28 protein-coding genes, 1 tRNA gene and 1 pseudogene are annotated in these 24,308 nt (G+C 63.2%); 23 read left to right on the forward strand and 7 right to left on the reverse strand.

What is annotated here, in order from left to right; translation table 11 throughout:
• Window positions 1-92: 92 nt before the first annotated feature.
• From hisB to tatC, 11 genes are all read left to right on the forward strand, one after another.
• Complete coding sequence (gene hisB, locus AB4Y34_RS22205) at window positions 93-680, forward strand: imidazoleglycerol-phosphate dehydratase HisB (RefSeq protein WP_176110143.1); 588 nt, start codon at window positions 93-95, stop codon at window positions 678-680.
• Between the two features lie 162 nt (window positions 681-842).
• Complete coding sequence (gene hisH / locus AB4Y34_RS22210) at window positions 843-1,484, forward strand: imidazole glycerol phosphate synthase subunit HisH (protein WP_176110144.1); 642 nt, start codon at window positions 843-845, stop codon at window positions 1,482-1,484.
• 181 nt (window positions 1,485-1,665) lie between these two features.
• Window positions 1,666-2,418, forward strand: a complete 753-nt coding sequence (gene hisA / locus AB4Y34_RS22215) for a 1-(5-phosphoribosyl)-5-[(5-phosphoribosylamino)methylideneamino]imidazole-4-carboxamide isomerase (RefSeq protein ID WP_169500003.1) — start codon at window positions 1,666-1,668, stop codon at window positions 2,416-2,418.
• 247 nt (window positions 2,419-2,665) lie between these two features.
• The gene (gene hisF, locus AB4Y34_RS22220; RefSeq protein WP_176381130.1) at window positions 2,666-3,439 is read left to right on the forward strand and encodes an imidazole glycerol phosphate synthase subunit HisF; all 774 of its coding nucleotides are present in this window, start codon (window positions 2,666-2,668) and stop codon (window positions 3,437-3,439) included.
• A gap of 1 nt (window position 3,440) precedes the next feature.
• Entirely contained in the window at window positions 3,441-3,851 is a 411-nt protein-coding gene (hisI, locus tag AB4Y34_RS22225) for a phosphoribosyl-AMP cyclohydrolase (protein WP_176381131.1), read from the forward strand.
• Entirely contained in the window at window positions 3,848-4,243 is a 396-nt protein-coding gene (locus AB4Y34_RS22230) for a phosphoribosyl-ATP diphosphatase (protein ID WP_176381132.1), read from the forward strand. Before hisI ends, AB4Y34_RS22230 begins: the two co-directional genes overlap by 4 nt.
• Window positions 4,244-4,333: 90 nt before the next feature.
• Entirely contained in the window at window positions 4,334-4,729 is a 396-nt protein-coding gene (locus AB4Y34_RS22235) for a hypothetical protein (protein WP_152853628.1), read from the forward strand.
• A gap of 93 nt (window positions 4,730-4,822) precedes the next feature.
• Complete coding sequence (locus tag AB4Y34_RS22240; protein ID WP_013090689.1) at window positions 4,823-5,188, forward strand: histidine triad nucleotide-binding protein; 366 nt, start codon at window positions 4,823-4,825, stop codon at window positions 5,186-5,188.
• A gap of 272 nt (window positions 5,189-5,460) precedes the next feature.
• A complete protein-coding gene (gene tatA / locus AB4Y34_RS22245; RefSeq protein WP_176110148.1) occupies window positions 5,461-5,706 on the forward strand; it encodes a Sec-independent protein translocase subunit TatA in 246 nt (81 codons plus the stop codon).
• Window positions 5,707-5,754: 48 nt separating this feature from the next.
• On the forward strand, window positions 5,755-6,297 hold the full coding sequence (tatB, locus tag AB4Y34_RS22250; RefSeq protein ID WP_176381133.1) for a Sec-independent protein translocase protein TatB: 543 nt from the start codon (window positions 5,755-5,757) through the stop codon (window positions 6,295-6,297).
• A gap of 34 nt (window positions 6,298-6,331) precedes the next feature.
• A complete protein-coding gene (gene tatC / locus AB4Y34_RS22255; RefSeq protein ID WP_176124285.1) occupies window positions 6,332-7,117 on the forward strand; it encodes a twin-arginine translocase subunit TatC in 786 nt (261 codons plus the stop codon).
• An 88-nt stretch (window positions 7,118-7,205) separates the two neighbouring features.
• Here the strand turns inward: tatC and AB4Y34_RS22260 are convergent, their stop codons facing one another.
• Window positions 7,206-8,426 carry a Do family serine endopeptidase gene (locus AB4Y34_RS22260; RefSeq protein WP_176110151.1) on the reverse strand — a complete coding sequence of 407 codons (1,221 nt, stop codon included), beginning with the start codon at window positions 8,424-8,426 and terminating at the stop codon, window positions 7,206-7,208.
• Window positions 8,427-8,445: 19 nt separating this feature from the next.
• On the opposite strand from AB4Y34_RS22260, the gene AB4Y34_RS22265 reads away from it, so the two are divergent.
• The 7 genes from AB4Y34_RS22265 (at window position 8,446) to AB4Y34_RS22295 (ending at window position 13,557) form a co-directional block, all read left to right on the forward strand.
• Window positions 8,446-9,192, forward strand: a complete 747-nt coding sequence (locus AB4Y34_RS22265; RefSeq protein ID WP_368717212.1) for a Nif3-like dinuclear metal center hexameric protein — start codon at window positions 8,446-8,448, stop codon at window positions 9,190-9,192.
• A 220-nt stretch (window positions 9,193-9,412) separates the two neighbouring features.
• The gene (gene petA, locus AB4Y34_RS22270; protein ID WP_026228357.1) at window positions 9,413-10,033 is read left to right on the forward strand and encodes a ubiquinol-cytochrome c reductase iron-sulfur subunit; all 621 of its coding nucleotides are present in this window, start codon (window positions 9,413-9,415) and stop codon (window positions 10,031-10,033) included.
• Window positions 10,033-11,412: a cytochrome bc complex cytochrome b subunit gene (locus AB4Y34_RS22275; protein WP_368717213.1), complete on the forward strand. Its 1,380-nt coding sequence runs from the start codon at window positions 10,033-10,035 to the stop codon at window positions 11,410-11,412. The genes petA and AB4Y34_RS22275 overlap by 1 nt, the downstream gene beginning before the upstream one ends.
• Window positions 11,413-11,435: 23 nt before the next feature.
• The gene (locus AB4Y34_RS22280) at window positions 11,436-12,191 is read left to right on the forward strand and encodes a cytochrome c1 (protein ID WP_368717214.1); all 756 of its coding nucleotides are present in this window, start codon (window positions 11,436-11,438) and stop codon (window positions 12,189-12,191) included.
• A 95-nt stretch (window positions 12,192-12,286) separates the two neighbouring features.
• Window positions 12,287-12,898 carry a glutathione S-transferase N-terminal domain-containing protein gene (locus tag AB4Y34_RS22285; protein WP_006052302.1) on the forward strand — a complete coding sequence of 204 codons (612 nt, stop codon included), beginning with the start codon at window positions 12,287-12,289 and terminating at the stop codon, window positions 12,896-12,898.
• A 66-nt stretch (window positions 12,899-12,964) separates the two neighbouring features.
• On the forward strand, window positions 12,965-13,462 hold the full coding sequence (locus AB4Y34_RS22290) for a ClpXP protease specificity-enhancing factor (RefSeq protein WP_368717215.1): 498 nt from the start codon (window positions 12,965-12,967) through the stop codon (window positions 13,460-13,462).
• Window positions 13,463-13,481: 19 nt separating this feature from the next.
• Window positions 13,482-13,557: transfer RNA gene (locus tag AB4Y34_RS22295), tRNA-Thr, on the forward strand.
• Between the two features lie 255 nt (window positions 13,558-13,812).
• Here AB4Y34_RS22295 and AB4Y34_RS22300 read toward each other — a convergent pair.
• Window positions 13,813-13,947: pseudogene (locus tag AB4Y34_RS22300) on the reverse strand (alpha/beta hydrolase); the annotation flags it as partial.
• A gap of 663 nt (window positions 13,948-14,610) precedes the next feature.
• Between AB4Y34_RS22300 and AB4Y34_RS22305 the strand changes: the two are divergent.
• Window positions 14,611-15,735 (forward strand): methyltransferase, encoded by a 1,125-nt coding sequence (locus AB4Y34_RS22305; protein ID WP_368717216.1) that lies wholly within the window; start codon window positions 14,611-14,613, stop codon window positions 15,733-15,735.
• A 15-nt stretch (window positions 15,736-15,750) separates the two neighbouring features.
• Here the strand turns inward: AB4Y34_RS22305 and AB4Y34_RS22310 are convergent, their stop codons facing one another.
• Window positions 15,751-17,022, reverse strand: coding sequence for a TIGR03862 family flavoprotein (locus AB4Y34_RS22310; RefSeq protein ID WP_368717218.1), 1,272 nt, complete (start codon window positions 17,020-17,022; stop codon window positions 15,751-15,753).
• A 209-nt stretch (window positions 17,023-17,231) separates the two neighbouring features.
• Here AB4Y34_RS22310 and AB4Y34_RS22315 point away from each other — a divergent pair, with 209 nt between their 5' ends.
• Window positions 17,232-17,441 (forward strand): DUF1059 domain-containing protein, encoded by a 210-nt coding sequence (locus AB4Y34_RS22315; protein WP_176124292.1) that lies wholly within the window; start codon window positions 17,232-17,234, stop codon window positions 17,439-17,441.
• 135 nt (window positions 17,442-17,576) lie between these two features.
• Here the strand turns inward: AB4Y34_RS22315 and AB4Y34_RS22320 are convergent, their stop codons facing one another.
• A complete protein-coding gene (locus AB4Y34_RS22320) occupies window positions 17,577-17,897 on the reverse strand; it encodes a hypothetical protein (RefSeq protein WP_013090673.1) in 321 nt (106 codons plus the stop codon).
• A gap of 388 nt (window positions 17,898-18,285) precedes the next feature.
• On the opposite strand from AB4Y34_RS22320, the gene AB4Y34_RS22325 reads away from it, so the two are divergent.
• Window positions 18,286-19,128 (forward strand): SAM-dependent methyltransferase, encoded by an 843-nt coding sequence (locus AB4Y34_RS22325; RefSeq protein WP_176381139.1) that lies wholly within the window; start codon window positions 18,286-18,288, stop codon window positions 19,126-19,128.
• A gap of 20 nt (window positions 19,129-19,148) precedes the next feature.
• Here AB4Y34_RS22325 and AB4Y34_RS22330 read toward each other — a convergent pair whose 3' ends face one another.
• Window positions 19,149-19,703: a DUF1415 domain-containing protein gene (locus tag AB4Y34_RS22330; protein WP_368717219.1), complete on the reverse strand. Its 555-nt coding sequence runs from the start codon at window positions 19,701-19,703 to the stop codon at window positions 19,149-19,151.
• Window positions 19,704-19,761: 58 nt separating this feature from the next.
• The gene (locus AB4Y34_RS22335) at window positions 19,762-20,409 is read right to left on the reverse strand and encodes a TetR/AcrR family transcriptional regulator (RefSeq protein ID WP_368717220.1); all 648 of its coding nucleotides are present in this window, start codon (window positions 20,407-20,409) and stop codon (window positions 19,762-19,764) included.
• Window positions 20,410-20,562: 153 nt separating this feature from the next.
• On the opposite strand from AB4Y34_RS22335, the gene AB4Y34_RS22340 reads away from it, so the two are divergent.
• Together AB4Y34_RS22340 and AB4Y34_RS22345 are read left to right on the forward strand one after the other, a co-directional pair.
• Complete coding sequence (locus AB4Y34_RS22340) at window positions 20,563-21,846, forward strand: MFS transporter (protein WP_176381142.1); 1,284 nt, start codon at window positions 20,563-20,565, stop codon at window positions 21,844-21,846.
• Window positions 21,847-22,038: 192 nt separating this feature from the next.
• On the forward strand, window positions 22,039-22,632 hold the full coding sequence (locus AB4Y34_RS22345; protein WP_176381143.1) for a nitroreductase family protein: 594 nt from the start codon (window positions 22,039-22,041) through the stop codon (window positions 22,630-22,632).
• A gap of 42 nt (window positions 22,633-22,674) precedes the next feature.
• On the opposite strand, the gene AB4Y34_RS22350 is transcribed toward AB4Y34_RS22345, so the two are convergent.
• Window positions 22,675-24,198, reverse strand: coding sequence for an MFS transporter (locus tag AB4Y34_RS22350; protein ID WP_368717221.1), 1,524 nt, complete (start codon window positions 24,196-24,198; stop codon window positions 22,675-22,677).
• Window positions 24,199-24,308 lie beyond the last annotated feature (110 nt).

Below are 24,308 nucleotides of genomic sequence, written 5' to 3' on the forward strand. Positions count from 1 at the left end.
CCGAGCCGCTGCATGGAACGGCTGCACTGAGCAGCCCGCCATTAGTCCACCCCACATTACTAGCGCTTTTAAGCCAGATTCGAGGAATTGCCATGCGCCTTGCGGAAGTCGTTCGCAACACCAGCGAAACGCAGATCCGTGTGAAGATCAACCTGGACGGCACCGGCCAGCAGAAGCTGGCCACCGGTGTGCCGTTCCTGGACCACATGCTCGACCAGATCGCCCGCCACGGGCTGTTCGACCTCGAGATCGAAGCGCATGGCGACCTGCATATCGACGACCACCACACGGTCGAGGACACCGGTATCACGCTCGGCCAGGCTGTCGCGAAGGCGATCGGCGATCGCAAGGGCATCCGCCGCTACGGCCATTCCTATGTGCCGCTCGACGAAGCGCTGTCGCGCGTCGTGATCGATTTTTCCGGGCGTCCGGGCCTCGAATTCCACGTGCCGTTCACGCGCGCGCGCATCGGCACGTTCGACGTCGACCTGTCGATCGAATTCTTCCGCGGCTTCGTGAACCATGCCGGCGTGACGCTGCATGTCGACAATCTGCGCGGCATCAACGCTCACCACCAGCTCGAAACGGTGTTCAAGGCGTTCGGGCGCGCGCTGCGCATGGCCGTCGAACTCGACGAGCGTGCGGCCGGACAGATTCCGTCGACCAAGGGCAGTCTCTGACCGAACGGCCGTAGCAGGCTTTAACACAGGGTTTCACCGCCCCCAACGTCTTCAGGCCACTCACCTTCACGCGACTCGTCGGGCAGGACCGCATTTGCCGGCACGTCGTTCTACGCCGCGCGGCGGCATCGATGGATCGAGGGCAGAGCGGCCCAACTTGAAATGAAAACTTCGATAGCGATTGTGGATTACGGAATGGGCAACCTGCGCTCGGTTGCCCAGGCACTGCGCAAAGCGGCGCCGGAAGCGGACGTGGCGATCGTCGATCGTCCGGAAGCGATCCGTGCGGCCGACCGCGTGGTGCTGCCCGGCCAGGGCGCGATGCCCGACTGCATGCGCAGTCTCGGCGCGTCCGGTTTGCAGGAAGCGGTCGTCGAGGCGTCGCGCAGCAAGCCGCTGATGGGCGTGTGCGTCGGCGAGCAGATGCTGTTCGACTGGAGCGCAGAGGGCGACACGCCGGGGCTGGGTCTGTTGCCCGGCAAGGTGGTGCGCTTCGAGCTCGAAGGCCGCCTGCAGGACGACGGCTCGCGCTTCAAGGTCCCGCAGATGGGCTGGAACCGCGTGCGTCAGGCGCAGCCGCATCCGCTGTGGGACGGCGTCGCCGACAACGCGTTCTTCTACTTCGTGCACAGCTACTACGTGGTGCCGGACAACCCGACGCACACGTCGGGCGAGACGGTCTACGGCGTGCCCTTTACCTCGGCTGTAGCGCGGGATAACATTTTCGCCACCCAGTTCCACCCCGAAAAGAGCGCCGAGGCGGGTTTGCGCGTGTATCGCAACTTCGTGCACTGGAACCCGTGAACGCCTTTCTTTATCCCGTTGCCGCGCGTGCGTCGCGCGGTGCCGCGGTCCCGCATCCGACCGGCGCCCCACTGGAGCGCCGAAAGAGTTGTACTAAACTAGCGAGACGGTATTGCGGCGGGCTGATCCGCCAGCCGCTGCCGCCGACCTTCAATCCACTCCCAGATAACACCCGATTGCTATGCTGCTGATTCCCGCCATCGACCTGAAAGATGGTCAGTGTGTACGCCTCAAACAGGGCGATATGGACCAGGCGACGATTTTCTCCGAGGAACCGGCGGCAATGGCCCGACATTGGGTCGACCGCGGCGCGCGTCGTCTGCATCTCGTCGATCTGAATGGCGCGTTCGCCGGCAAGCCCAAGAACGGCGATGCAATCCGGGCGATCATCGACGAAGTGGGCGGTGAGATTCCGGTTCAGCTCGGCGGTGGCATCCGCGACCTGAACACGATCGAGCGCTATCTGGACGACGGTTTGTCGTACGTGATCATCGGCACCGCGGCGGTGAAGAACCCCGGCTTCCTGCAGGACGCGTGCACCGCGTTCGGCGGCCACATCATCGTCGGTCTCGACGCGAAAGACGGCAAGGTCGCGACCGACGGCTGGAGCAAGCTGACCGGTCACGAAGTGGCCGACCTCGCGCGCAAGTTCGAGGACTACGGCTGCGAGTCGATCATCTACACCGACATCGGCCGCGACGGCATGCTGCAGGGCATCAACATCGAAGCGACGGTGCGCCTTGCGCGCGCGGTCAAGATTCCGGTGATCGCGAGCGGCGGTCTGTCGAACCTCGCGGACATCGAATCGCTGTGCGAAGTCGAAGGCGAGGGCATCGAAGGCGTGATCTGCGGCCGCGCGATCTATTCGGGCGACCTCGACTTCGCGGCCGCGCAGACGCTCGCGGACAAGCTGCGCGAAGCGGACGACGCTTAAGCGCGGCGTCGGCCGCGCTTGCCGGGAAGCTCGCGCCGTGTGCCGGCGTGGCACTCACCTCGGCTTGCGGCACTCGCTCGACCGATGGCTTGCCGGGTAGCGCGCTTCGCACGATCACGCAACCGGAACCTCGGCGGCCTGCGGCCAGCACTTCACTCGCGGCGCGACGCAACCGCTCGCGCCGGCACCGTGCCGCTTGCCCGCAAGCGAGCGGCCTCATCAGCGGTATTGGCAGAATTGCACGATCATGGCTCTAGCTAAACGCATCATCCCTTGTCTCGACGTCACCGCGGGCCGCGTGGTCAAGGGCGTCAACTTCGTCGAACTGCGCGACGCCGGCGACCCTGTCGAAATCGCGCGCCGTTACGACGATCAGGGCGCCGACGAACTGACGTTTCTCGATATCACCGCGACCTCGGATCAGCGCGACCTGATCCTGCCGATCATCGAGGCGGTCGCTTCGCAGGTGTTCATTCCGCTGACGGTCGGCGGCGGCGTGCGTGCGGTCGAAGACGTGCGGCGCCTGCTGAACGCGGGCGCGGACAAGATCAGCATGAACTCGTCGGCGGTCGCGAATCCGCAGCTCGTGAAGGACGCGACCGACAAATACGGCTCGCAGTGCATCGTCGTCGCGATCGACGCGAAGCGCGTCTCTGCCGACGGCGAAACGCCGCGCTGGGAAGTGTTCACGCACGGCGGACGCAAGTCCACCGGTCTCGACGCGGTGGAATGGGCGCGCCAGATGGCCGAGCTCGGCGCGGGCGAAATCCTGCTGACCAGCATGGATCGCGACGGCACCAAGAGCGGCTTCGACCTTGCGCTGACGCGCGCGGTGTCGGACGCGGTGCCGGTTCCGGTGATCGCCTCGGGCGGCGTCGGCAATCTGCAGCATCTCGCCGACGGCATCAAAAGCGGTCACGCGGATGCGGTGCTGGCCGCGAGCATCTTCCACTATGGCGAACACACGGTCGGCGAGGCCAAGCGCTTCATGGCCGACCAAGGCATTTCGGTGAGGTTGTGACGTGACGAATCCTTCGGCAGTGAACTGGCTCGACAAGGTCAGGTGGGACGCGAACGGCCTCGTGCCGGTGATCGCGCAGGAAGCGTCGACGAACGACGTGCTGATGTTCGCGTGGATGAACCGCGAGGCTCTCGCGAAGACCGTCGAGACCGGCCGCGCGGTTTATTTCTCGCGCTCGCGCCAACGCCTGTGGTTCAAGGGCGAGGAATCCGGCCACGTGCAGCACGTGCATGAAGTGCGACTCGATTGCGACGAAGACGTCGTGCTGCTGAAGGTCGAGCAGGTCTCGGGCATCGCATGCCACACCGGCCGCCACTCGTGCTTTTTCCAGAAATTCGAAGGCTCGGTGGACGACGGCGACTGGCAGGCCGTCGATCCCGTGCTGAAAGACCCCGAACACATCTACAAATGACGCAATCCACGCAAAACCCGTCGCCCGCCGAGGCTTCCACGCTCGACACGCTGTTGCGCCTCGCGGCGTTGATCGATGGCCGCAAGGGCGGCGATCCAGACACCTCGTACGTCTCGCGCCTGTTCCACAAGGGCGACGACGCGATTCTGAAGAAGATCGGCGAAGAAGCCACCGAAGTCGTGCTGGCCGCAAAGGACACTCGCCACGGCGGCGTGCCGAAGGCGCTGGTCGGCGAGGTCGCGGACCTGTGGTTCCACTGCCTCGTGATGTTGTCGCATTTCAATCTGAGCCCCGCCGACGTGATCGCCGAACTCGAGCGTCGCGAAGGCCTGTCGGGCATCGAGGAAAAAGCGCTGCGCAAGAGCCGCGAGCGTGAGGCAAACGGCGACTGAGCAGCCGGAGCGGAAATCTGGCATTTCCGCTTGAACTCGCGCGCGCTGGCGCCTATATAGCGGTAACCGCACCTTCGTGAGGACGCAAGCATGGAACAGCCGCAAGGAAGCTACCCGCCGCCGGTCTACCGCCACGCGATGGAACCTGAGCGGGAGCGCAGCCTGCGCACGCTCACGCACGTGCTGTACGCGCTGTATGCGGTTCATTGGCTGACCGGTGGGCTCACCATTCTGGTCGCGATCATCATCAACTACGTGAAACGGGCCGACGTGGCCGGCACGCCGTACGAAGCGCACTTCGAATGGCAGATTCGCACGTTTTGGATGGGCCTCGTCGGTTATGCGATCGGCGCGTTGCTGTTGGTCGTCGTGATCGGCATCCCGGTGCTGTGGGCGGTCAGCATATGGATGTTGTACCGTATTATCAAAGGCTGGCTGTATCTGTACGATAACAAGCCATTCGCGAATCCGGCCGGCTGGGTCTGAACGCTAGCCGGTCCGCACGCGCGGACCGGCATTCGGGTCGAACCTCGTCGCGTGCGGCTTCGCTCGCCTAAGTCATACCGCGTCAGGAACACGATGAGTCACGATCCGAACTGTCTTTTCTGCAAGATCGCCGCTGGCGAAATCCCCTCGACCAGAGTCCACGAAGACGACGAGTTCGTCGCCTTCCGCGACATCCGTCCGGCGGCAGAAACGCATGTGCTGGTGATCCCTCGCAAGCACATTGCAACGCTGTCGAACTGCACGGAAAGCGACGCGCCTCTGCTTGGTAGAATGCTTGTCTTGGCCGCTCGACTGGCGGAGCAATTGGGGGTCGCGTATAGCGGCGGCGAAACGGGCTTTCGCACGGTAATCAATACCGGTCCGGGCGGTGGTCAGGAGGTGTATCACCTGCACGCGCATATTCTCGCGGGACCGCGCCCCTGGCATCGCATGGGCTGAGCGGGCGCACGGGTCATGCGCGCCGCGTGGCGAGAGCACACCGCCGCGAGTTTTGGTCGAGGACAATAGCGCCGTCGTTATTTTTACCGCTGTGTAATACCGTCGACGCGATCGCCTGACCACAATGACGGCGGTTCAGACTGCGGCGCACTTTGCGAGCGAGCTGGTGCGACCTGCGGTAACGTAGAGATAGAGGCAGACGAAGCGCACGCGCTTCAGGTTAGGCAAATTTGCCGCATCGAGATGCGGCGTTGGGGTTAAGGAGAGTAGTCATGGGTTCGTTGAGTATTTGGCATTGGTTGATCGTTCTGTTGATCGTCGCGCTCGTGTTCGGCACGAAGAAGCTGCGCAACATCGGCAGCGATCTGGGCGGCGCGGTGAAGGGCTTCAAGGAGGGCATGAAGGAAGCCGAATCGCCGTCGGCCGACGCGCAACAGCAGCAGCGCGAGTTGCCGCGCAACGGCGCGGTGGACGTCGAAGCGAAAGAAAAGACGCAGCAATCGGGCGATTACCGCTAAGCCGCGGCGTTTGCGCCGTTCCCGCATTTCTGACGGACATTTCACCTCATGCTGGACCTCGGTCTAACCAAGATGGCGCTGATCGGCGTCGTCGCGCTGGTCGTCCTCGGGCCTGAGCGCCTGCCGCGTGTCGCCCGCACGGCCGGCGCGCTGTTCGGCCGCGCCCAGCGGTACGTCAACGACGTGAAGGCCGAAGTCACGCGCGAAATCGAGCTCGACGAACTGCGGCGCATGAAGACCGAGTTCGAGAAGGCCGCCAGCAACGTCGAAACGACGGTTCAGGACAATCTGCGCAAGCACGAGAATGAACTGAACGAGGCATGGAAGAGCGGTACGTCGGTGTCGCCGAGTATCGCCGGCGGCGCGCTCGAAGACGCCGGCAGCGGCGTCAGCGGCAGCACCGGTGCCACCTCGTGGCCGGTCAGTACACCGGCCGCCGCGCCCAAACGCAAGAACTGGCGCGTCCAGCAAAGCGCCACCCCCACCTGGTACAAGCGAGCGAGCCTGCGCCGCACGCGCGTGCAGTCGGGCGCCGCGCGCGTTGCGCGGCACACACCTGCCAACCTGCGTCGTCCGACGCGGTTTTTCTGATGTTCAGATCGACAATCCCTAACCGAGGGCCGGTGTGAGCGACCCCCAGCAATCCCAGAACGAAGGCGCCGAAGAGACCTTCATTTCCCACCTCGTCGAACTGCGTGACCGCATCATCCGTGCGGGGCTCGCCGTCATCGTCGTGTTTATCGGGCTCGTGTACTGGGCGCCGGACATCTTCAAACTGCTCGCGCGGCCGCTGATGATGAATCTGCCGAAGGACGGCAAGATGATCGTCACCGACGTCACCGGCTCGTTCTTCGTGCCGATGAAGGTGACAATGCTGGTCGCTTTCGTGATCGCGCTGCCGGTCGTGCTGTACCAGATCTGGGCGTTCGTCGCGCCGGGACTCTATCAGCACGAGAAGAAGCTGGTCGCACCGCTGGTGGCGAGCAGCTATACGCTGTTCCTGTGCGGCATGGCGTTCGCGTATTTCGTCGTGTTTCCGACCATCTTCCGCGTGATGGCGCACTACAACGCGCCGCTCGGCGCGGAAATGACAACCGATATCGACAATTACCTGAGCTTCGTGCTCACGATGTTCATCGCGTTCGGTGTCACGTTCGAGGTGCCGATCGTCGTCGTCCTGTTGGTGCGGATGAACGTGGTGACCCTGAAGAAGCTGAAGGAGATCCGGCCGTATGTGATCGTCGGCGCGTTCGTGGTGTCGGCCGTCGTGACGCCGCCGGACGTGTTTTCGCAGCTGATCCTCGCGGTTCCGCTGATTCTGCTGTACGAAGCCGGCATCGTCGCGGCGCGGTTGATCGTCGGCAAGCAGCCGGTGGTCGTCGAGGATGCGAGTCCGCCGCCGTCTAATTGAGGTGCCGGGACTCGGTGCCCGGCGTCACATGAAAAGGGCAGTTCATCACGGACTGCCCTTTTTCGTTGCGTTCGTCGCGGCCTTGACCTCAACCACCTTCGTCGTCCGGCTGATCGCCGCCGTTTTCGTCTTCCGGCTGTTTCGGCGGCGGCGGGCGTTTGCCGATCATCACGTCGAGATCGATCTGATGGCCTTTGCGTACCAGATGCACTTTTGCCGCCGTGCCCGGCTTGATCTGCGCGATCACGTTCAACAGGCGCGTCGTATCGGTGATCACCTGGCCGTTCACGCTCGTCAGGATGTCGCCGGGCTTGATGCCCGCGCGGTCGGCCGGTCCGCTCTTCAGCACCCCGGCGACGATCGCGCCTGACTTCTGATCGAGCCCGAACGACTCGGCGATTTCCGGCGTCACGTCCTGCGGTTCGACACCGATCCAACCGCGCGTGACTGTACCGGTCGTGATGATGCTCTCGAGCACGCTGCGCGCGGTCGACACCGGAATCGCGAAGCCGATGCCGAGCGAGCCGCCCGAGCGCGAGTAGATCGCGGTGTTGATGCCGAGCAGATTGCCGTTCACGTCGACGAGCGCACCGCCCGAATTGCCGGGGTTGATCGGGGCGTCGGTCTGGATGAAGTTTTCGAACGTATTGATGCCAAGGTGGTTGCGGCCCAGTGCGCTGACGATGCCCATCGTCACGGTCTGCCCGACGCCGAACGGATTGCCGATCGCGAGCACGACGTCGCCGACGCGGGTCTGGTCCATCCGGCCGAGCGTGATGGTGGGCAGATTGCTCATGTTGACCTTGAGCACCGCCAGATCGGTCTCGGGGTCGATGCCGATGACCTTCGCGCTGGCGGTGCGGCCGTCGGCGAGCGCGACTTCGATCTGATCGGCGCCGTCGACGACGTGCTGGTTCGTTAGAATGTAACCTTCCGAACTCACTATCACGCCTGAGCCGAGATTCGAGGCAGGCTGCTCCTGCTGCTTGCGATTGTTCCTGTCGCCGAAGAAGTAGCGGAACAGCGGATCTTTGGCGCGCGGGTCGGGCGGCAGCGAGCCATCCTTGCTGGAGAACACGTTGACGACCGCGGGCATGGCCTTTTGCGCCGCTTCGGCATACGACGTTTCGGCATGCCCTTTGCTGATGCCCGGCGCCACTTCCCGCAGCGCCACGATTGGTTCGGCGAGTTGTCTGCCGAATTGTCCTTGACGCTGCAGCCACTGCGGTTTGAGGGTCGCAATGATGAACATCAGCGCCAACAGCACCGTCACCGCTTGGGCAAATAACAGCCAAAAGCGTCTAAGCATCTGAAGACAAGAGGTCTATATGGATCGGATTGAACTTGAATTGTACTTGAACAATCTCCTTGAAACCGCGCGCTTCAAGGACTATTGCCCGAACGGACTGCAGGTCGAAGGGCGCCGCCGGATCAACAAACTCGCGACCGGTGTGACCGCGTCGGTGGCCTTCCTGGAGGCCGCGCTCGACTGGGGCGCGGACGCCGTGCTGGTCCATCACGGCTACTTCTGGCGCAACGAGGCGCCGCAGATCACCGGCCGCAAGCACGCTCGACTGAAGCTGCTGCTCGCCAACGACCTGAACCTGTTTGCCTACCACCTGCCGCTCGACGATCATCGCGAATTCGGTAACAACGCGCAGATCGGCGAGAAGATGGGCTGGATCAGCGACGCGCGTTTCGGCGACAACGACCTCGGCTGGCTCGCCACGTTGCCAATGCCGATCTCGCTTTCGCACCTGAGCGCGGAAATCGCGCAAACGCTGGGCCGCACGCCGCTCGTGTTCGGCGATCCCGATATGCAGCTGCGCCGCGTCGGCTGGTGCACGGGCGCCGCGCAAGGGATGTTCGACGCGGCGATCAACGCGGGCGTCGACGTCTACGTGACCGGCGAAGTATCGGAGTCGGTAATGCATACGGCGGCCGAAAGCGGCGTCGCCTTTCTTGCGGCCGGCCACCACGCGACAGAACGTTTCGGCGTGCAGGCGGTGGGCAAGCATCTGTCCGAATCGTTCGATATCGAACACTTGTTTATCGACATTCCGAATCCCGTTTGAATTGCGAATTGCATTAACGAAGAAAAAGGCGCGAATACCGTAGAAGGCGCTTAAAAGGAGGTACAAAAAAGTTTGCGATCGGTACGGACAAACCCTGAGTTATCAAGGGCTTCGCACGGTTTTTGGCAATCGGCCCTTGTAAATGGCGACTCCATTCGAGCAAACTAGCGGCGGTAGAAGCGACGTGAAGGAAAAATCCAACTCAGAAGTGGGGCGTGTGATGCGAGACAAAGAAGAGGAACGCGTCGATGGCAGCCGCCGTAACTGGCTGGTAGCGACGACCGTAGCAGGCGGCATAGGAGGTGTTGCCGTTGTCGTACCCTTTGTTAGTTCGTTTGCACCATCCGAAAAGGCCAAGGCTGCAGGTGCCCCGGTCGAAGTCGATATCAGTGGTCTGAAGCCCGGCGACATGATGACGGTCGCCTGGCGTGGCAAGCCGGTGTGGATCATCAACCGCACCGACCGCATGCTCGCCGATGTTCAAAAAGCCGATAGCCAGGTAGCGGACCCCCACACGCAGAATCCCTTCTCGATGCCGCTGCCGGACTACTGCAACAACGAATTCCGTTCACGCGCCGAGAACAAGCATCTGCTGGTTGCCGTCGCCGTTTGCACGCATCTGGGCTGTACGCCGACGCCACGCTTCCAGGAAGGCCCGCAGCCCAATCTGCCCGACGACTGGCCCGGCGGCTTCCTGTGCCCGTGCCACGGCTCGACCTACGACATGGCCGGCCGCGTCTTCAAGAACAAACCCGCCCCGCAGAACCTCGACATCCCGCGCTTCATGTTCACGTCGGCGACGGCCCTTGTGATCGGGAAGGACGAAAAAGGAGAAGCGTAATGGCGAGCGAACACGAAGTAGAGACGACCGGGCTGGCTGGTTGGATCGACCAGCGCTTCCCGATGACTGCCACGTGGAAGAAGCACGTTTCCGAGTACTACGCGCCGAAGAACTTCAACTTCTGGTACTTCTTCGGTTCGCTTGCATTGCTGGTGCTGGTCAACCAGATCGTCACCGGCATTTGGCTGACGATGAACTACAAGCCCGATGCGACGCTTGCGTTCGCGTCGGTCGAGTACATCATGCGCGAGGTGCCGTGGGGTTGGCTGATCCGCTACATGCACTCGACGGGTGCGTCGATGTTCTTCGTCGTCGTGTATCTGCACATGTTCCGCGGGCTTTTGTACGGCTCGTACCGCAAGCCGCGCGAGCTCGTATGGATCTTCGGCTGCCTGATTTTCCTGAGCCTGATGGCCGAGGCGTTCTTCGGCTATCTGCTGCCGTGGGGCCAGATGTCGTTCTGGGGCGCCCAGGTGATCGTGAACCTGTTCTCGGCGATTCCGTTCATCGGGCCGGATCTGTCGCTGTGGATTCGCGGCGACTATGTCGTGTCCGACGTCACGCTGAACCGCTTCTTCGCGTTCCACGTGATCGCGATTCCACTGGTCCTGGTCGGCCTCGTGATCGCGCACCTCGTCGCGCTGCACGAAGTCGGCTCTAACAACCCGGACGGCATCGAAATCAAGGCGAAGAAGGGGCCGGATGGCGTGCCGCTCGACGGCATTCCGTTCCACCCGTACTACTCGGTGCACGATTTCATGGGCGTGGCGATCTTCCTGCTAATCTTCGCGGCGATCATCTTCTTCGGGCCGGAAATGGGCGGTTACTTCCTCGAAGCGAACAACTTCATTCCCGCGAATCCGCTGCAGACGCCTCCGGAAATTGCGCCGGTGTGGTACTTCACGGCGTTCTACGCGATGCTGCGCGCCACCACCGATCCCTTCAAGATCGTGCTGATGATCGTCATCGCGTTACTCGGGTTGCTCGCGCTGGTGCGCGCACGCGGCAAGTGGAAACTCGGTTTGCCGGTGCTCGCGGTGCTGGTGATCGTCGCGATGGTCTTCACCGAATCGAAGTTCTGGGGCGTCGTCGTGATGGGCAGCGCGGTTATTTCGCTGTTCTTCCTGCCGTGGCTGGACCGCTCGCCGGTCAGGTCGATTCGCTACCGGCCGTTTTTCCACAAGGTTTTCTTCGGGATCTTCGTGATCGCGTTCCTGACGCTCGGCTTCCTCGGCACGCGGCCGCCATCGCCCGCCGCAACGCTGATCGCCCAGATCTGCGCGCTGGTGTACTTCGCGTTTTTCCTCGGCATGCCCTTCTGGACGCGGCTTGGCAAGTTCAAGCAGCCGCCGGAACGGGTGCGGTTCAAGCCTCACTAATCGCGAGCCAGGAGAACACAAAGATGAAAAAACTGCTTTCGATATGCGCGCTGGTCGGCGCGACCGTGCTTGCGATGTTGGCCGCTCCGGCCCACGCGGACGAGAATTTCCCGCTCAGTCGCGGGCCGGACAACACGAACAATTTCGCTTCTTTGCAGCGCGGCGCGCAATTGTTTGTAAACTACTGCCTGAATTGCCACAGCGCGAACCTGATGCGCTACAACCGCCTGACCGATCTCGGCATCACGCCGAACGAAGTCCAGGCGAATCTGCTATTCACCACCGACAAGGTCGGCAACACGATGACCGTGGCGATGCGCCCGGACGACGCGAAATCGTGGTTCGGGGCGACGCCGCCGGATTTGTCGGTGGAGGCGCGGGCGCGCGGCACGGACTGGCTGTACACGTATCTGCGCAGTTTTTACCGCGACGATACGCGGCCGACTGGCTGGAACAATCTGGTGTACGAAAACGTGAGCATGCCTCACGTGCTGTGGCAGCTTCAGGGGCAGCGGGCGGCGAAATTCGGTGACGAAACCGACGAAAGAACCGGCGAAAAGGTACACAAATTCCTCGGCTTCCAGCAACTCACTCCGGGGACGATGTCGCCGGTAGATTATGATTCTGCTGTGGCCGACCTCGTGTCGTACCTGTCATGGATGTCCGAACCAACGCAGCAAATCCGCAAGCAACTTGGCGTGTGGGTGGTGTTGTTCCTCGGTATCCTGAGCTTTTTCGCCTGGCGACTGAACGCCGCGTACTGGAAACATATCAAATAATCACGCCGCTACACGGCGTGGCGCCGGCGCCAGGAAAGACCTGCTGAACGGTTTTTCCGTGCGCTGGCCCTTCAGCTTTTTGAGGAAACGTAAACATGATGGTTCTGTATTCCGGCACTACTTGCCCGTTCTCCCAGCGTTGCCGGCTGGTGTTGTTCGAAAAGGGCATGGACTTCGAGATCCGCGACGTCGACCTGTTCAACAAGCCGGAAGACATCGCCGTGATGAATCCGTATGGTCAGGTGCCGATTCTCGTCGAACGGGACCTGATTCTGTACGAATCGAACATCATCAACGAGTACATCGACGAGCGCTTCCCGCACCCGCAGCTGATGCCGGCCGATCCGGTGCAACGCGCGCGGGCACGCCTATTCCTGCTCAACTTCGAGAAAGAGCTGTTCGTCCACGTCGGCACACTCGAAAACGAGAAGGGCAAGGCAGCGGAGAAGAATCACGAGAAGGCGCGCCTCGCGATCCGCGATCGCCTGACGCAGCTCGCGCCGATCTTCCTGAAGAACAAGTACATGCTCGGCGAAGAGTTCTCGATGCTCGACGTCGCGATCGCACCGCTCTTGTGGCGCCTCGACCACTACGGTATCGAGCTGTCGAAGAACGCCGCGCCGCTGATGAAGTACGCCGAGCGCATTTTCAGCCGCCCGGCTTATATCGAAGCGCTGACGCCGTCGGAAAAGGTGATGCGTCGTTGAGTTTGGCTTTGGTGTGCGCGCGCCGCATTGCTTCGATGCGCGCCCGCGCCCGCAAGAGGACTGTTGATGCAAGAGATTTCCACGAAGCCTTATCTGCTGCGCGCGCTCTACGAGTGGTGCACGGATAACGGCTACACACCGCACATCGCGGTCCGCGTCGACAATCAGACGCGCGTGCCGCGTCAGTTCGTGCGAGACAACGAGATCGTGTTGAACATCAGCTTCGAGGCGACCAGCCAGTTGCAGATGGGCAACGAGTGGATCGAGTTCAACGCGCGCTTTTCCGGCAAGTCGCACAAGATCGAAGTGCCGGTCGCCAATATTCTGGCGATCTACGCGCGCGAGAACGGCCAAGGTATGGCGTTCCCGGTCGAATCGGCGGGCGGCGAGGCTCAGGATTCGGGCGCGGATGCCGCGGACGAAGCGGACACGCCGGCGGCGCCGCGCGCCGTCGAAACCGCGCCGGGCGACCCGGCCGCGGCCAGCGACGCCGACGACAAACCGCAACCCGACGACGATGGATCGAAAGGTGGCGGAAGGGCTCGCCTTAAGATCGTGAAATGAAGTAGAATCACGGCCTCATGCCGGCTTAGCTCATCAGGTAGAGCGCTTGACTTGTAATCATGAGGTGGCGGGTTCGAGTCCTGCAGCCGGCACCAGATTGCTTTATCAGCAGTAACTGGAAATGCTTGAAAACCCCGTCGAAGCACACGCTTCGGCGGGGTTTTTCTTTTTTCGTCAGTCGAGTCGCCGCGCTAGACCGATTTGACCTCGCCGCCGTCCATCTGCAGCGTCGAGCCTGTCCAGCGTGCTGCGTGCTGCCGGCGTTATGACGAAAGCCATCGGCTCCGCGATTTCCTCGGGTGTGCCATAGCGTGAGATGCCCGTAGCGGCATCCGGCTCAGACAGGTCAAGAACGGGTCGTTCTTGCCCCGCACCGCCAGCAGAGGCGGTCGGTAGGTGCGGAAGTACTCCTGAAACGCCGGGTACAGAGCGACATTGTGGCGATGGTCGCGGAACAGATCGAGCTGGACCTCGTCGGCGTTCGGGGGACGCAGTAGAAGTCGCCAATACGGGTCACCACGAGCGCCGTTGGAGTTCGACGGTGCTTTTTTCGTCTTTAGCCCATGCCGGAAAGACGTTGGATGCGGTGTGAAGTGAGCCGCTGGCTAGCTCACAAATCACGATATCTCTTTCACCTTGTCCATAGTAGACTTTTTAATCTGTAATCGGCGGGCCTAAATGCAGTGCGGGCCAAGGTGCGCCGTTCGATGGCTCAAACATCACGCAATCTCCTTCGCCTTGTCGATCGTGGACTTTTTAGTATTTGGTCGCCGAACTTCGGCCGCCCCGCCGTTTCAGGTGAGTCACTGAATGGCTCAAAAATCACAATATCTCTTTCACCTTGTCGATCGTAGACTTTTTGGTCTGCAATTGACCCGCTAAAGTGCGCCCATGCCTTGAGGTGCGCCGCCTCACGGCTCAAAAATCACGATAGCTCTTTCACCTTGTCGATTATGGACTTTATTGTCTACATTTGGCGCGTCTAAACTTACCTGATCATCGTCACCAATCCATGCGGCGCCGCGAAGCCGCACGGCGGCGGTACGGTACTATTCGGGCGTCGCCCGGGATGGCGGGCAGCCGCCAGACGTTCCGGTCCGCTGCCGCGGTCCACGTCGCCGGCGGCGTCACATCGACTCCATTGCACCATGACCAACCCCGCAACTCTCACCTGGCCCGAAGCCGACGGCCCGCGCACCGCACGCTGGCGCTCCGAAGCGGCCGTGCCGCCGCCGAAGCGCGTCGTCGTCGCCGACGACCGCACCACCGCCGATTCGGCCTACCGCCTCGCCTGCGAAGGCACCGCGCTGTTGTGGCACGGCGACTTCCAGAACGCGCGCCAACTGTTGCAGGCGGTCACGCGCCGACTCGAACGCAAGGCGCGCAAGCAGGGAGCGACACCGCTCGACGCGTTCAACCTGCATCGGCAGGCGCAGTCGCAACGCGCCCGCACGCTCGGCATGATTCTGATTCCGCTCGATGCCGACTACGGCATTTCCCTGCGCCGCGCGCCCGACGTGCGGCAGGCCTGCACCGAAGCGTACGGACCGGCGACCGGCGAGGCGTCGGTGGTGTCGTTGCGCGAGTTGCTCGGTTTGATCGGCGCGCACGAATGGCGCAAGAAGGGTGTCGAGATCGCGGCGCTCGGCGAGCGCATTCATCCGCACTACGGCGTGTTCTCACCGGTGCGTGGCGAGTACGTCGATCTGGTCGCGCGCGCCGCGCTGCCGTCGCTGGATCTCGCGTTCGATATCGGCACCGGCACTGGCGTGCTGGCCGCGCTGCTGGCCAAACGCGGCGTGCGCAAGATCGTCGCCACGGATCAGGATGAGCGCGCGCTGGCGTGTGCGCGCGAAAATCTCGCACGCCTGGGCTACGCCCGGCAGGTCGAGATCGTGCAGGCCGATCTGTTTTCGGACGGTCGGGCGCCGCTCGTCGTCTGCAATCCGCCGTGGGTGCCGGCGCGGCCCGCGTCGCCGCTCGAATACGCGGTCTATGATCCTGACAGCCGCATGCTGCTCGGCTTCCTGAACGGCCTCGCTGATCATCTGACACCGGGCGGCGAAGGCTGGCTGATCATTTCGGATTTCGCCGAGCATCTCGGGTTGCGCACGCGCGCATGGCTGCTGGCGGCGATCGAGCACGCGGGGCTCAGTGTGGTGGGACGCGAGGACATTCGTCCACGGCATCCGAAGGCCAGTGATCAGAACGATCCGCTGTATGTTGCGCGAGCGGCCGAGATCACGTCGTTGTGGCGGCTCAAGGTGCGGTGACGGCGAGTGCGTGCGTCACGCCGATGAGCGGCGCGCTTCGAGATACGCGCATGCGCCCCGGCCGGCCACGAGCCCGCTGGCAAAACAGGCCGTCAGCAGATAACCGCCGGTCGGTGCTTCCCAGTCGAGCATTTCGCCCGCGCAGAATGCGCCGGGCATCCGGTCGATCATCAGATGTGCGTCCAGCGCCTCGAATGGGATGCCGCCCGCCGTGCTGATCGCTTCGTCGATCGGTCGCGCGCGCAGCAGTCGCAACGGCAGCGCCTTGATCGCGTGGGCGAGACCGCGCGCATCGGCGAATGCTTCTTTCGACAGAATCTCGTGCAACAGCGCCAGCTTGACCCCGCCGATGCCAATCCGCCCATGCAGATGACTCGCAATCGAGCGTGAGCCGCGCGGCCGCGTCACTTCCTCGATGACCCGCTCGAGCGGCAAGCCTGGCGCGAGATCCAGCCCGACGATGAGCTCGCCGTCGGCCAGAATCCGCTCGCGGATCGGCGCCGACAGCGCGTAAATCAGACTCCCTTCGAGGCCTGTTTCGGTCAGAAGTATTTCACCTTGTCGATTGTGGACTTTTCCGTCTACATCGGTGAAGGAAATCGCGATCGTCTTGATCGGCTGACCAGCGAAACGCTCGCGCAGATACGGGCTCCAGTCCGCGTCGAAGCCGCAGTTCGCAGGGCGCAACGGCATCACCGGCACGCCGCGCGACATCATCAGCGGCACCCACGCGGCGTCGGAGCCGAGCCGCGGCCAACTGCCGCCGCCGAGCGCGAACACGACCGCGTCGTAGCTCACCGTCTGCTCACCGTCGGGCGTGGCGAAGCGCAGCGCGTGCGCAGCGTTGTCTTCTGACACTGAGACCCAGCCGTTCCACTTGTGACGCATGTGGAACTGCACGCCCGCTTCGCGCAGTCGATGCAGCCACGCGCGCAGCATTGGCGCGGCCTTCATGTCGGACGGAAACACGCGCCCCGAACTGCCGACGAACGTCTCGACACCCAATTCGCGCAACCAGGCGCGCAGCGCGTCGGGACCGAACGCGTCGAGCAGCGGCGCGATGCGGTCGCGGCGCGCGCCGTAGCGGTCGAGAAACGGCTCCAGCGCTTCCGAATGCGTGATGTTCATGCCGCCTTTGCCCGCCATCAGGAATTTGCGGCCGACCGACGGCATCGCGTCATGTACGTGGACTTGCACGCCGCGCCGGGCAAGCGTCTCGGCGGCCATCAGGCCGGCGGGGCCGCCGCCGATTACGGCGACGCGGGTGGAATCGAGCGAGGAGGGCATGCGGTTCGGCAGATCTGCGGGGGAAAAGGGCGCTGCGCCGCCAGCGATCGAACGGACGGGCGGCGCGAAGGGCGTTATTGTCACACCGCGCGCGGCGCGCGGCAAACGCCGTCGAACGCGGTCGAACTGCGTTCACCGCTTGGCTCGCGCCGCACGCGACCTATACTTTTCACACATCTTCCTCGATCGTCTGGTTCAAGGAGATTGTCATGACCCGCAAATACATCGACTGCCGCGAATTTCCGAGCGAAATGAACTGCACCGTCGCGATGTCCGCCGACAGCGACAGCGAACTGCTCGAAGCCGCGGTCCAGCATGCCGTCAGCGTTCACAAGCACGCGGATTCGCCGGAGCTGCGCGCGCAGCTGAAGACGCTATTTCATGAGGGAACGCCGCCCGCCGAGGCGCCGCGCGCTTGAGATACCCGTGCAAAGGGAGTGTGGAAGCCCGCGTCGCGAGCGGCATCTAGCCGCCCGCGCGCGGTCATGTTGCAGCAGTCTTTTGGTCACACGCGAAACGCGATACCAAGCCATCCTAACCAACATGCCGACGCGCTAACCCGGATACGCCTCATCGACCTTCAGCCCGGCGAGCTTGAAGATCACCCGCAACGTCTGCGGCTTGATGTCGCGTCGCGACGCGAGCGTCGTCATCACGAAGTCGAGCACCTTGGCGTACTTGAGCATCGTCAGGCAAGTTTCGAGGTCGACGTTGCCGTCGCGCATGACCTCGGCGAGCCGCAGCATTTCCGTGGAGATATCGCGAGCCATCTCCAGTTCGAGTTGCTGTTTCTCCGACCATGCCGGCGCGGTGGTGAGCTTCGCAAGCATTTCCTGAAACTTCTGTTCGACATTTCCGTTGGGTACCGTATCCATTGCCGCCTCTTCGGTGATCTTCCGAGCGCGCGACCGGTAGCAAAGCCGGCCGCTGCTGGTTACGTAACGTTCGGCCCGCGTTGCGGGACCGCTCTCCCCACATGCATCCGGTTCGCGTGTCCGGTCGCACGACCGGACAGCCTCCTGTTTTCGGCGACACGGCTTGCACCCGCGGGCTCAGCCGGCGCGCAAGCTGTTTTCAGCCATTCTCGAGACACCTCCGCGCAGCGCCTGTCGAGCAGGAAGTGTTCCCAGCAGAGCACCTATGTCGCGCGGTCCGCGCGGCGTGCTCGCTGGGAATGCCGCAGTTTGGGTAAACTGGCAGTAACTTTTCTCTTTTTCCGTCATCTGTCGCACGTTCGCGCTGCAATTGATGGCGACCCACACGATGTCCGGCAAAACCCACGAAATCCGTCCCAACCAGTCCGTCGAACTGCTCAAAGAACTCCACATCCTCACGCGCGACGGCAAGATGAATCAGGACAGCCGTCGCAAGCTGAAGCAGGTCTACCACCTGTTCCAGTTCATCGAGCCGCTGCTCAAGGACCTGAAGGACCAGCAGGGTTCGCTGACGCTCGTCGATCACGGCGCGGGCAAGTCATACCTCGGTTTTATCCTGTACGACCTGTTTTTCAAGGAGTTTCAGGACGCCGCTGGTGGGGCTTCGCACATTTATGGCATCGAAACGCGCGAGGAACTGGTGACGAAGTCCGAAGAGCTGGCGGCGCGGCTCGGCTTCAAGGGGATGTCATTTCTGAATCTGTCGGTGGCCGAGTCGATCACCTCGACGCAGCTGCCCGCCGAAATCGACATCGTGACCGCGCTGCACGCGTGCAATACCGCGACCGACGACGCAATCCGTTTCGCGCTCGAAAAGCACGCGAAGTACATCGTCGTCGTGCCGTGCTGCCAGGCCGAGGTGGCCGGCGTGCTGCGGCAGAACAAAGGCAAGGCTCTGAAGAACGCGCTCACGGAAATCTGGCGGCATCCGCTGCACACGCGCGAATTCGGCAGTCAGATCACGAACGTGCTGCGCTGCCTGCAGCTCGAAGCGCATGGCTATCAGGTCAGTGTGACCGAGCTGGTTGGCTGGGAACACTCGATGAAAAACGAGCTGATCATCGCGCAGTACAAGGATCTGCCGCGGCGCCGGCCGGCTGAGCGGCTCGGCGAAGTGCTGGACACGCTCGGACTCGATGCGCTTAAGGAGCGTTTTTTCGTGCCGGCCTGAGGCGCAGCCTGGCGCTTCACCTAGCGTTTCATCAACGCATCCCAGCCTTTGAGGCCAATGCGCCGCAGCGTTTCCTGATTGCGCTCGTAAATCTCTTCCGCGTTGGGAAAGGCCTGCACGGCTCGCTCGATGCTGTCTTCACGCAGCAGATGCAGGATCGGATACGGCGCCCGGTTCGTGTAGTTTTCGATGTCGTCGGGCTCGCTGCCTTCGAACTGGTAATGCGGATGAAAGCTCGCGATCTGAATCACGCCTTCGAGCCGCAGTTGCTGGATCAGGCGGTCGGCGAAGAACAGGCAGTCGTTGAAGTCGAGAAAGTCGCCGAACGCACGCGGCAGGATCAGCAGCGTCGTGTCGATGGCGGCGGGGTCGGCGGCGACGAGCGACTGCAGTTCGGCTTCCAGGTCGGTGAGTACAGCTTCGAGCGTGTCCGCTTCGCTGACCGCATAGCGAATCTGCTCCTTCACATGCACGGCCTTTGCGAACGGACACAGGTTCAAGCCGATCACGACCTCGGTCAGCCAGTGACGGGTCGTGGCGATAACGGCGTCGTGGGATTCGGCGGGCAACGGCATGGCGGAAGGATGAGACGGGGAAACGCGCAATTCTAAAGGACCCAGTCGACGGACTGACTCAGCGAGCCTGCTTCTTTGCGCAAGCGGCCGCAATCAACTGCGCGGCGACTCGCGGCGCGGCGAGGATCGGCCCGCAGCCCGGCCCGTAAGTCTGGCTCGCCGCGTACACGCCCTCGATCAGCAGGCCGAGCCCATCGGCGAGCGCTTGCGGATCGTCGGCGCCGGCCGCCGTCGACAGTTCGACGAGGCGCGCCATCAAGCGCTGCTTGTTGCGGAACACGAACTGCCGCGCCGGATGCGTGGTATCCGAAAACTCCACCGACACGTTCACGAACGGGCAGCCGCGGTAATGGTCGACCGAGGCGCGCACCGCGAGGTCGTCGAAGTACTGCTGAAGCTGCTTCGCCGGCTCGCCCGGATGTTTGGCGAAACTCTTCTCGACGTAGCCGAAGAACTGCTCGTCCTTCTGTTCCAGATACGCCATCACCAGCTCGTCCTTCGACGAAAACTGCCGATACAGGCTCATTTTGTTCACACCCGCGCGCTCGACCACCGCATCGACGCCGACCGTGCGTACGCCCTCGCGATAGAACAACTCGCTAGCCGCGCGCAGCAGATGCTGCTGCGCCTGCGGCCCCGCGGTCTGTGCGCCGCGCGCACGCCGCGAGCGAGTAGCGGCGGGCTTGAGAGTTTCGCTGTCGGACATGGCAAGTCACCCGAATGAAATTGACGCCTTGACATGTTACCGACCAGTAACTAACATCGCAACACCATTGTGACTGATCTGTCACAAATCATTTTCCGAAGCCGTAACAATACGAACGATGCCGCCACCCCGGCCGCGTCGATTGGAGAACCGATGAACTGGGCTGCGCGACTGATAGGCGGACGTTTCCACTATGGCTGGTTGACCGTCGCCGTGGTGTTCCTGGTGTTGCTCGCGGCGGCGGGTACGCGCGCGACGCCGAGCGTGATGATGGTGCCGCTCGAGCACCAATTCGGCTGGAGCCGCGCGACGATTTCGCTCGCGATCTCCGTGAACATCGCGCTATACGGGCTGATGGGGCCGTTCGCGGCCGCCGCGATGCAGCGCTTCGGTGTACGTCCGACGCTGCTGAGCGCGCTCGGCACGATGGCCGCGGGCGTCGCGCTGTCGTCGCTGATGACGCATCCGTGGCAGATGGTGCTGATCTGGGGTGTGATGGTCGGCGGATCGACCGGGGTCGCGGCGCTGTCGCTGTCGGCGACCGTCGTCACGCGCTGGTTCACGACGCGCCGCGGTCTCGTGATGGGTATCCTGACCGCCAGTTCGGCGACCGGCCAACTGGTGTTCCTGCCGCTGCTCGCGGCCGTCGCCGAGCATTACGGCTGGCGCCAGGTCGTGTGGGTGGTCGCGCTCGCGGCGGGCATCGTGATTCCGCTCGTCGCGTTCCTGCTGCCCGAGCATCCGGCCGACATGCAACTGCGCCCATACGGCGAACCACACGACGCGCCGATTACCACGAGCATCACCAGGCAGAACCCGCTTTCGATCGCGTTCGGCACGCTGGCGTCGGCGAGCAAAACGCGCGATTTCTGGCTGCTGTTCTTCAGCTTCTTCATTTGCGGCGCGAGCACCAATGGCTATGTCGGCACCCATCTGATCGCGATGTGCGGCGACTATGGCATGACCGAAGTGCAGGGCGCGTCGCTGCTCGCGGCGATGGGCGTGTTCGACCTGTTCGGCACCACGCTGTCGGGCTGGCTGTCGGATCGCTTCAATAGCCGCGTGCTGCTGTTCTGGTACTACGGGCTGCGCGGCCTGTCGCTGATGTATCTGCCGCATGCGTTCGGCATCGACTTTTTCGGGTTGCCGCTGTTCGCGGTGTTCTACGGTCTCGACTGGATCGCCACGGTGCCGCCGACCGTGCGTCTCGCCACCGACGTCTACGGCAAGGAATCGGCGCCGATCGTGTTCGGTTGGGTGGTCGCCGGCCACCAGCTCGGCGCGGCGTTCGCGGCGCTCGGCGCGGGCATGCTGCGCGCGAGCCTCGGCACTTATACGGTCGCGTCGATGATTTCCGGCGGCTTGTGCCTGATCGCCGCCGTGATCGTGCTGCGCATCAACCGCCCGGCCAAAGTGCCGGCGCCGCAGGCAATCTGAATCGCCTTCGCGGACCGCGCAGATTCGCCGTCAGTAATGCAACGACGCACGGCCCCATCACGGGCCGCGCGCGGTTTTTCAGCCAGCGCGCATAGCGCCGTGCTGCAAGTTGGAGCGCGCATCGAAAGCCCGTTATGCTATGTGGCCTCGGGCAACCGCCCGACGATCATGAATTTCTACCGAGAGAAGCGCATGGCCAAGAAACCCGCCTCAACTGAAGTTGCCATTCACGAGCTGATTGCAGGCCGCTGGAGCCCGCGCGCGTTTTCGAGCGAGCCGGTGAGCCACGATCAATTGCGCGCCGTGCTCGAAGCGGCGCGCTGGGCGCCGTCCTCGTATAACGCGCAGCCCTGGCGTTTTGTCGTATTCGATCGCAGCGTCGATGAAGTCGCGTTCAAGAAGGCTTTCGCCACGCTGGTGCCGTTCAACCAGGGCTGGAATGCGCCCGCGCCGGTGCTGATCGCCGTGACCGCGCACACCTTGACCAACAAGGGCGACGTCAATCGCTGCGCGCTCTATGACGCGGGCGCGGCAGCGATGGCGCTGGTGCTGCAGGCGCACGCGCTCGGCCTCGCCGCGCACCAGATGAGCGGCTTCGACGTGAACGCGTTCCGCACCACCTTCGAATTGCCGCAAGACGTCGAGCCGATCGCGATGATCTCGCTTGGCCATTACGGCGACGTCGACAAACTGGACCCGGTCCTGCGCGAACGCGAGAAGGCGCCGCGTCAGCGCGTGGCGCTCGCGGAAATCGCGTACGGCGGCGGCTGGAAGAAGGCGTTCTGAGCAACGGACTCGCGGCGCTTGCCGCGTGACTTCGCCAGGCAGTCAGGTACGCGCGGCACGGTCCGCGCGTTTTTCATCGGCGCGCTGCACGCCGTACTCTTCATCCGTCACGCTCGACAGCGGCGCCGCCACATGCTCGAGCGACTTGCGCTCCGCGTCGACACCCCAGATCGCCGCGACGAGCGCCGCCGCGAGCATCAACCCCGAGCCCACCAGATAGCCCGAAAACACTTCGCTGCGCTGATGCGTGTCGATCAGCCGACCGAAAAACGCCGGCCCGATGATGCCGCCGAGCGCGGTGCCGAATGCATAGAAAACGGCAATCGCGAGCGCGCGGATTTCGAGCGGAAACGATTCGCTGACGGTCAGATACGCGGAACTCGCGGCCGCCGACGCGAAGAAGAAAATCACCATCCAGGCGACCGTCTGCGTGACGACGGTCAGCAGTTGCTGCTCGAACAGATAACCCGACAGCGTCAGCAGGATCGCCGACATCGCGTACGTCGCGGCGATCATCTTGCGTCGGCCGATCACGTCGAATAGCCGCCCGAGCACGAGCGGCCCCAGGAAATTGCCGAGCGCGAAAGGCAGCAGATACCAGCCGATGTCGCCGCCCGGCACGTGATAGAAGTCGGTGAGGACCAGCGCGTAGGTGAAAAAGATCGCGTTGTAAAAGAATGCCTGCGCGGTCATCAACGTGAGACCGACCAGCGAGCGGCGCCGGTGCAAGTTGAACAGCGTATGGAACACCTCGCGCAACGGCGTATGGTCGCGAGCGCGCAGGCGCAGCCGCGTGAGGCCGTCGTCGGCGAGCGTATGGCCGTCGTCGCGAAAACGCGTTTCGATGCCCTCGACGATCGTCCGTGCATCGCGCTCGTCACCGTGCGTGAGCAGCCAGCGGGGGCTTTCGGGTATCCAGATGCGCATCGGCAGAATCCCGAGCGCGAGCACCGCGCCGATGAAAAAGCACGCGCGCCAGCCCCAGTCGGAAGGCAGCAGATGCGGGTCGAGCAGCACCAGCGAGCCCGCGGCGCCGAGCCCCGCGCCAACCCAGAAAGTGCCGTTGATACCGAGGTCGGTCCAGCCGCGCACGCGTGCCGGCGTGAATTCCTGGATCGTCGAGTTGATCGCCGTATATTCGCCGCCGATACCCGCACCGGTCAGGAAACGGAACAGCATGAAGCTCATCAGATTCCACGACAGCGCGGTTGCCGCGGTCGCGGCCAGATAAAGCGTCAGCGTGATGAAAAAGAGCTTGCGGCGGCCGAGTCGGTCGGTCAGCCAGCCGAAACCGAGCGCGCCGAGCACCGCGCCTGCAATGTACGCGCTGCCGGCGAGGCCGACGTCGGCATTCGAAAAGCGCAGCGCCGGGCTGGTTTTCAGCGCGCTCGCGACCGCACCGGCAAGCGTCACTTCGAGCCCGTCGAGCAACCACGTCACGCCGAGCGCGACTACGATCAGCGTGTGAAAGCGGCCCCACGGCAGGCGGTCTAGCCGCGACGGCAGGTCGGTTTCGATCAGCATGGCGTGGTGGTCATCGACGGCGGCGGCGGGCGGCACGCTCATGACGCGAAGTCTCCTCGATGGCGAAATGGAGCGGCGTATCCGGTCGGATGCAGCAAGATCCGTTCCGCGCCGGGATTTCACTCGATCTTTCCGCAGTCCCGTCAGCTTCA

The organism is Paraburkholderia sp. BR10954, assembly GCF_040965775.1.
Classification (GTDB): Bacteria; Pseudomonadota; Gammaproteobacteria; order Burkholderiales; family Burkholderiaceae; genus Paraburkholderia; species Paraburkholderia youngii.

Bases quoted from the DNA above. Each gene is read 5' to 3' on its own strand.
- hisB (WP_176110143.1), top strand. From the start codon at position 93: ATGCGCCTTGCGGAAGTCGTTCGCAACACCAGCGAAACGCAGATCCGT.
- hisH (WP_176110144.1), top strand. From the start codon at position 843: ATGAAAACTTCGATAGCGATTGTGGATTACGGAATGGGCAACCTGCGC.
- hisA (WP_169500003.1), top strand. From the start codon at position 1,666: ATGCTGCTGATTCCCGCCATCGACCTGAAAGATGGTCAGTGTGTACGC.
- hisF (WP_176381130.1), top strand. From the start codon at position 2,666: ATGGCTCTAGCTAAACGCATCATCCCTTGTCTCGACGTCACCGCGGGC.
- AB4Y34_RS22230 (WP_176381132.1), top strand. From the start codon at position 3,848: ATGACGCAATCCACGCAAAACCCGTCGCCCGCCGAGGCTTCCACGCTC.
- AB4Y34_RS22235 (WP_152853628.1), top strand. From the start codon at position 4,334: ATGGAACAGCCGCAAGGAAGCTACCCGCCGCCGGTCTACCGCCACGCG.
- AB4Y34_RS22240 (WP_013090689.1), top strand. From the start codon at position 4,823: ATGAGTCACGATCCGAACTGTCTTTTCTGCAAGATCGCCGCTGGCGAA.
- tatA (WP_176110148.1), top strand. From the start codon at position 5,461: ATGGGTTCGTTGAGTATTTGGCATTGGTTGATCGTTCTGTTGATCGTC.
- tatB (WP_176381133.1), top strand. From the start codon at position 5,755: ATGCTGGACCTCGGTCTAACCAAGATGGCGCTGATCGGCGTCGTCGCG.
- AB4Y34_RS22260 (WP_176110151.1), bottom strand. From the start codon at position 8,426: ATGCTTAGACGCTTTTGGCTGTTATTTGCCCAAGCGGTGACGGTGCTG.
- AB4Y34_RS22265 (WP_368717212.1), top strand. From the start codon at position 8,446: ATGGATCGGATTGAACTTGAATTGTACTTGAACAATCTCCTTGAAACC.
- petA (WP_026228357.1), top strand. From the start codon at position 9,413: ATGCGAGACAAAGAAGAGGAACGCGTCGATGGCAGCCGCCGTAACTGG.
- AB4Y34_RS22275 (WP_368717213.1), top strand. From the start codon at position 10,033: ATGGCGAGCGAACACGAAGTAGAGACGACCGGGCTGGCTGGTTGGATC.
- AB4Y34_RS22280 (WP_368717214.1), top strand. From the start codon at position 11,436: ATGAAAAAACTGCTTTCGATATGCGCGCTGGTCGGCGCGACCGTGCTT.
- AB4Y34_RS22285 (WP_006052302.1), top strand. From the start codon at position 12,287: ATGATGGTTCTGTATTCCGGCACTACTTGCCCGTTCTCCCAGCGTTGC.
- AB4Y34_RS22290 (WP_368717215.1), top strand. From the start codon at position 12,965: ATGCAAGAGATTTCCACGAAGCCTTATCTGCTGCGCGCGCTCTACGAG.
- AB4Y34_RS22305 (WP_368717216.1), top strand. From the start codon at position 14,611: ATGACCAACCCCGCAACTCTCACCTGGCCCGAAGCCGACGGCCCGCGC.
- AB4Y34_RS22310 (WP_368717218.1), bottom strand. From the start codon at position 17,022: ATGCCCTCCTCGCTCGATTCCACCCGCGTCGCCGTAATCGGCGGCGGC.
- AB4Y34_RS22315 (WP_176124292.1), top strand. From the start codon at position 17,232: ATGACCCGCAAATACATCGACTGCCGCGAATTTCCGAGCGAAATGAAC.
- AB4Y34_RS22320 (WP_013090673.1), bottom strand. From the start codon at position 17,897: ATGGATACGGTACCCAACGGAAATGTCGAACAGAAGTTTCAGGAAATG.
- AB4Y34_RS22325 (WP_176381139.1), top strand. From the start codon at position 18,286: ATGTCCGGCAAAACCCACGAAATCCGTCCCAACCAGTCCGTCGAACTG.
- AB4Y34_RS22330 (WP_368717219.1), bottom strand. From the start codon at position 19,703: ATGCCGTTGCCCGCCGAATCCCACGACGCCGTTATCGCCACGACCCGT.
- AB4Y34_RS22335 (WP_368717220.1), bottom strand. From the start codon at position 20,409: ATGTCCGACAGCGAAACTCTCAAGCCCGCCGCTACTCGCTCGCGGCGT.
- AB4Y34_RS22340 (WP_176381142.1), top strand. From the start codon at position 20,563: ATGAACTGGGCTGCGCGACTGATAGGCGGACGTTTCCACTATGGCTGG.
- AB4Y34_RS22345 (WP_176381143.1), top strand. From the start codon at position 22,039: ATGGCCAAGAAACCCGCCTCAACTGAAGTTGCCATTCACGAGCTGATT.
- AB4Y34_RS22350 (WP_368717221.1), bottom strand. From the start codon at position 24,198: ATGAGCGTGCCGCCCGCCGCCGCCGTCGATGACCACCACGCCATGCTG.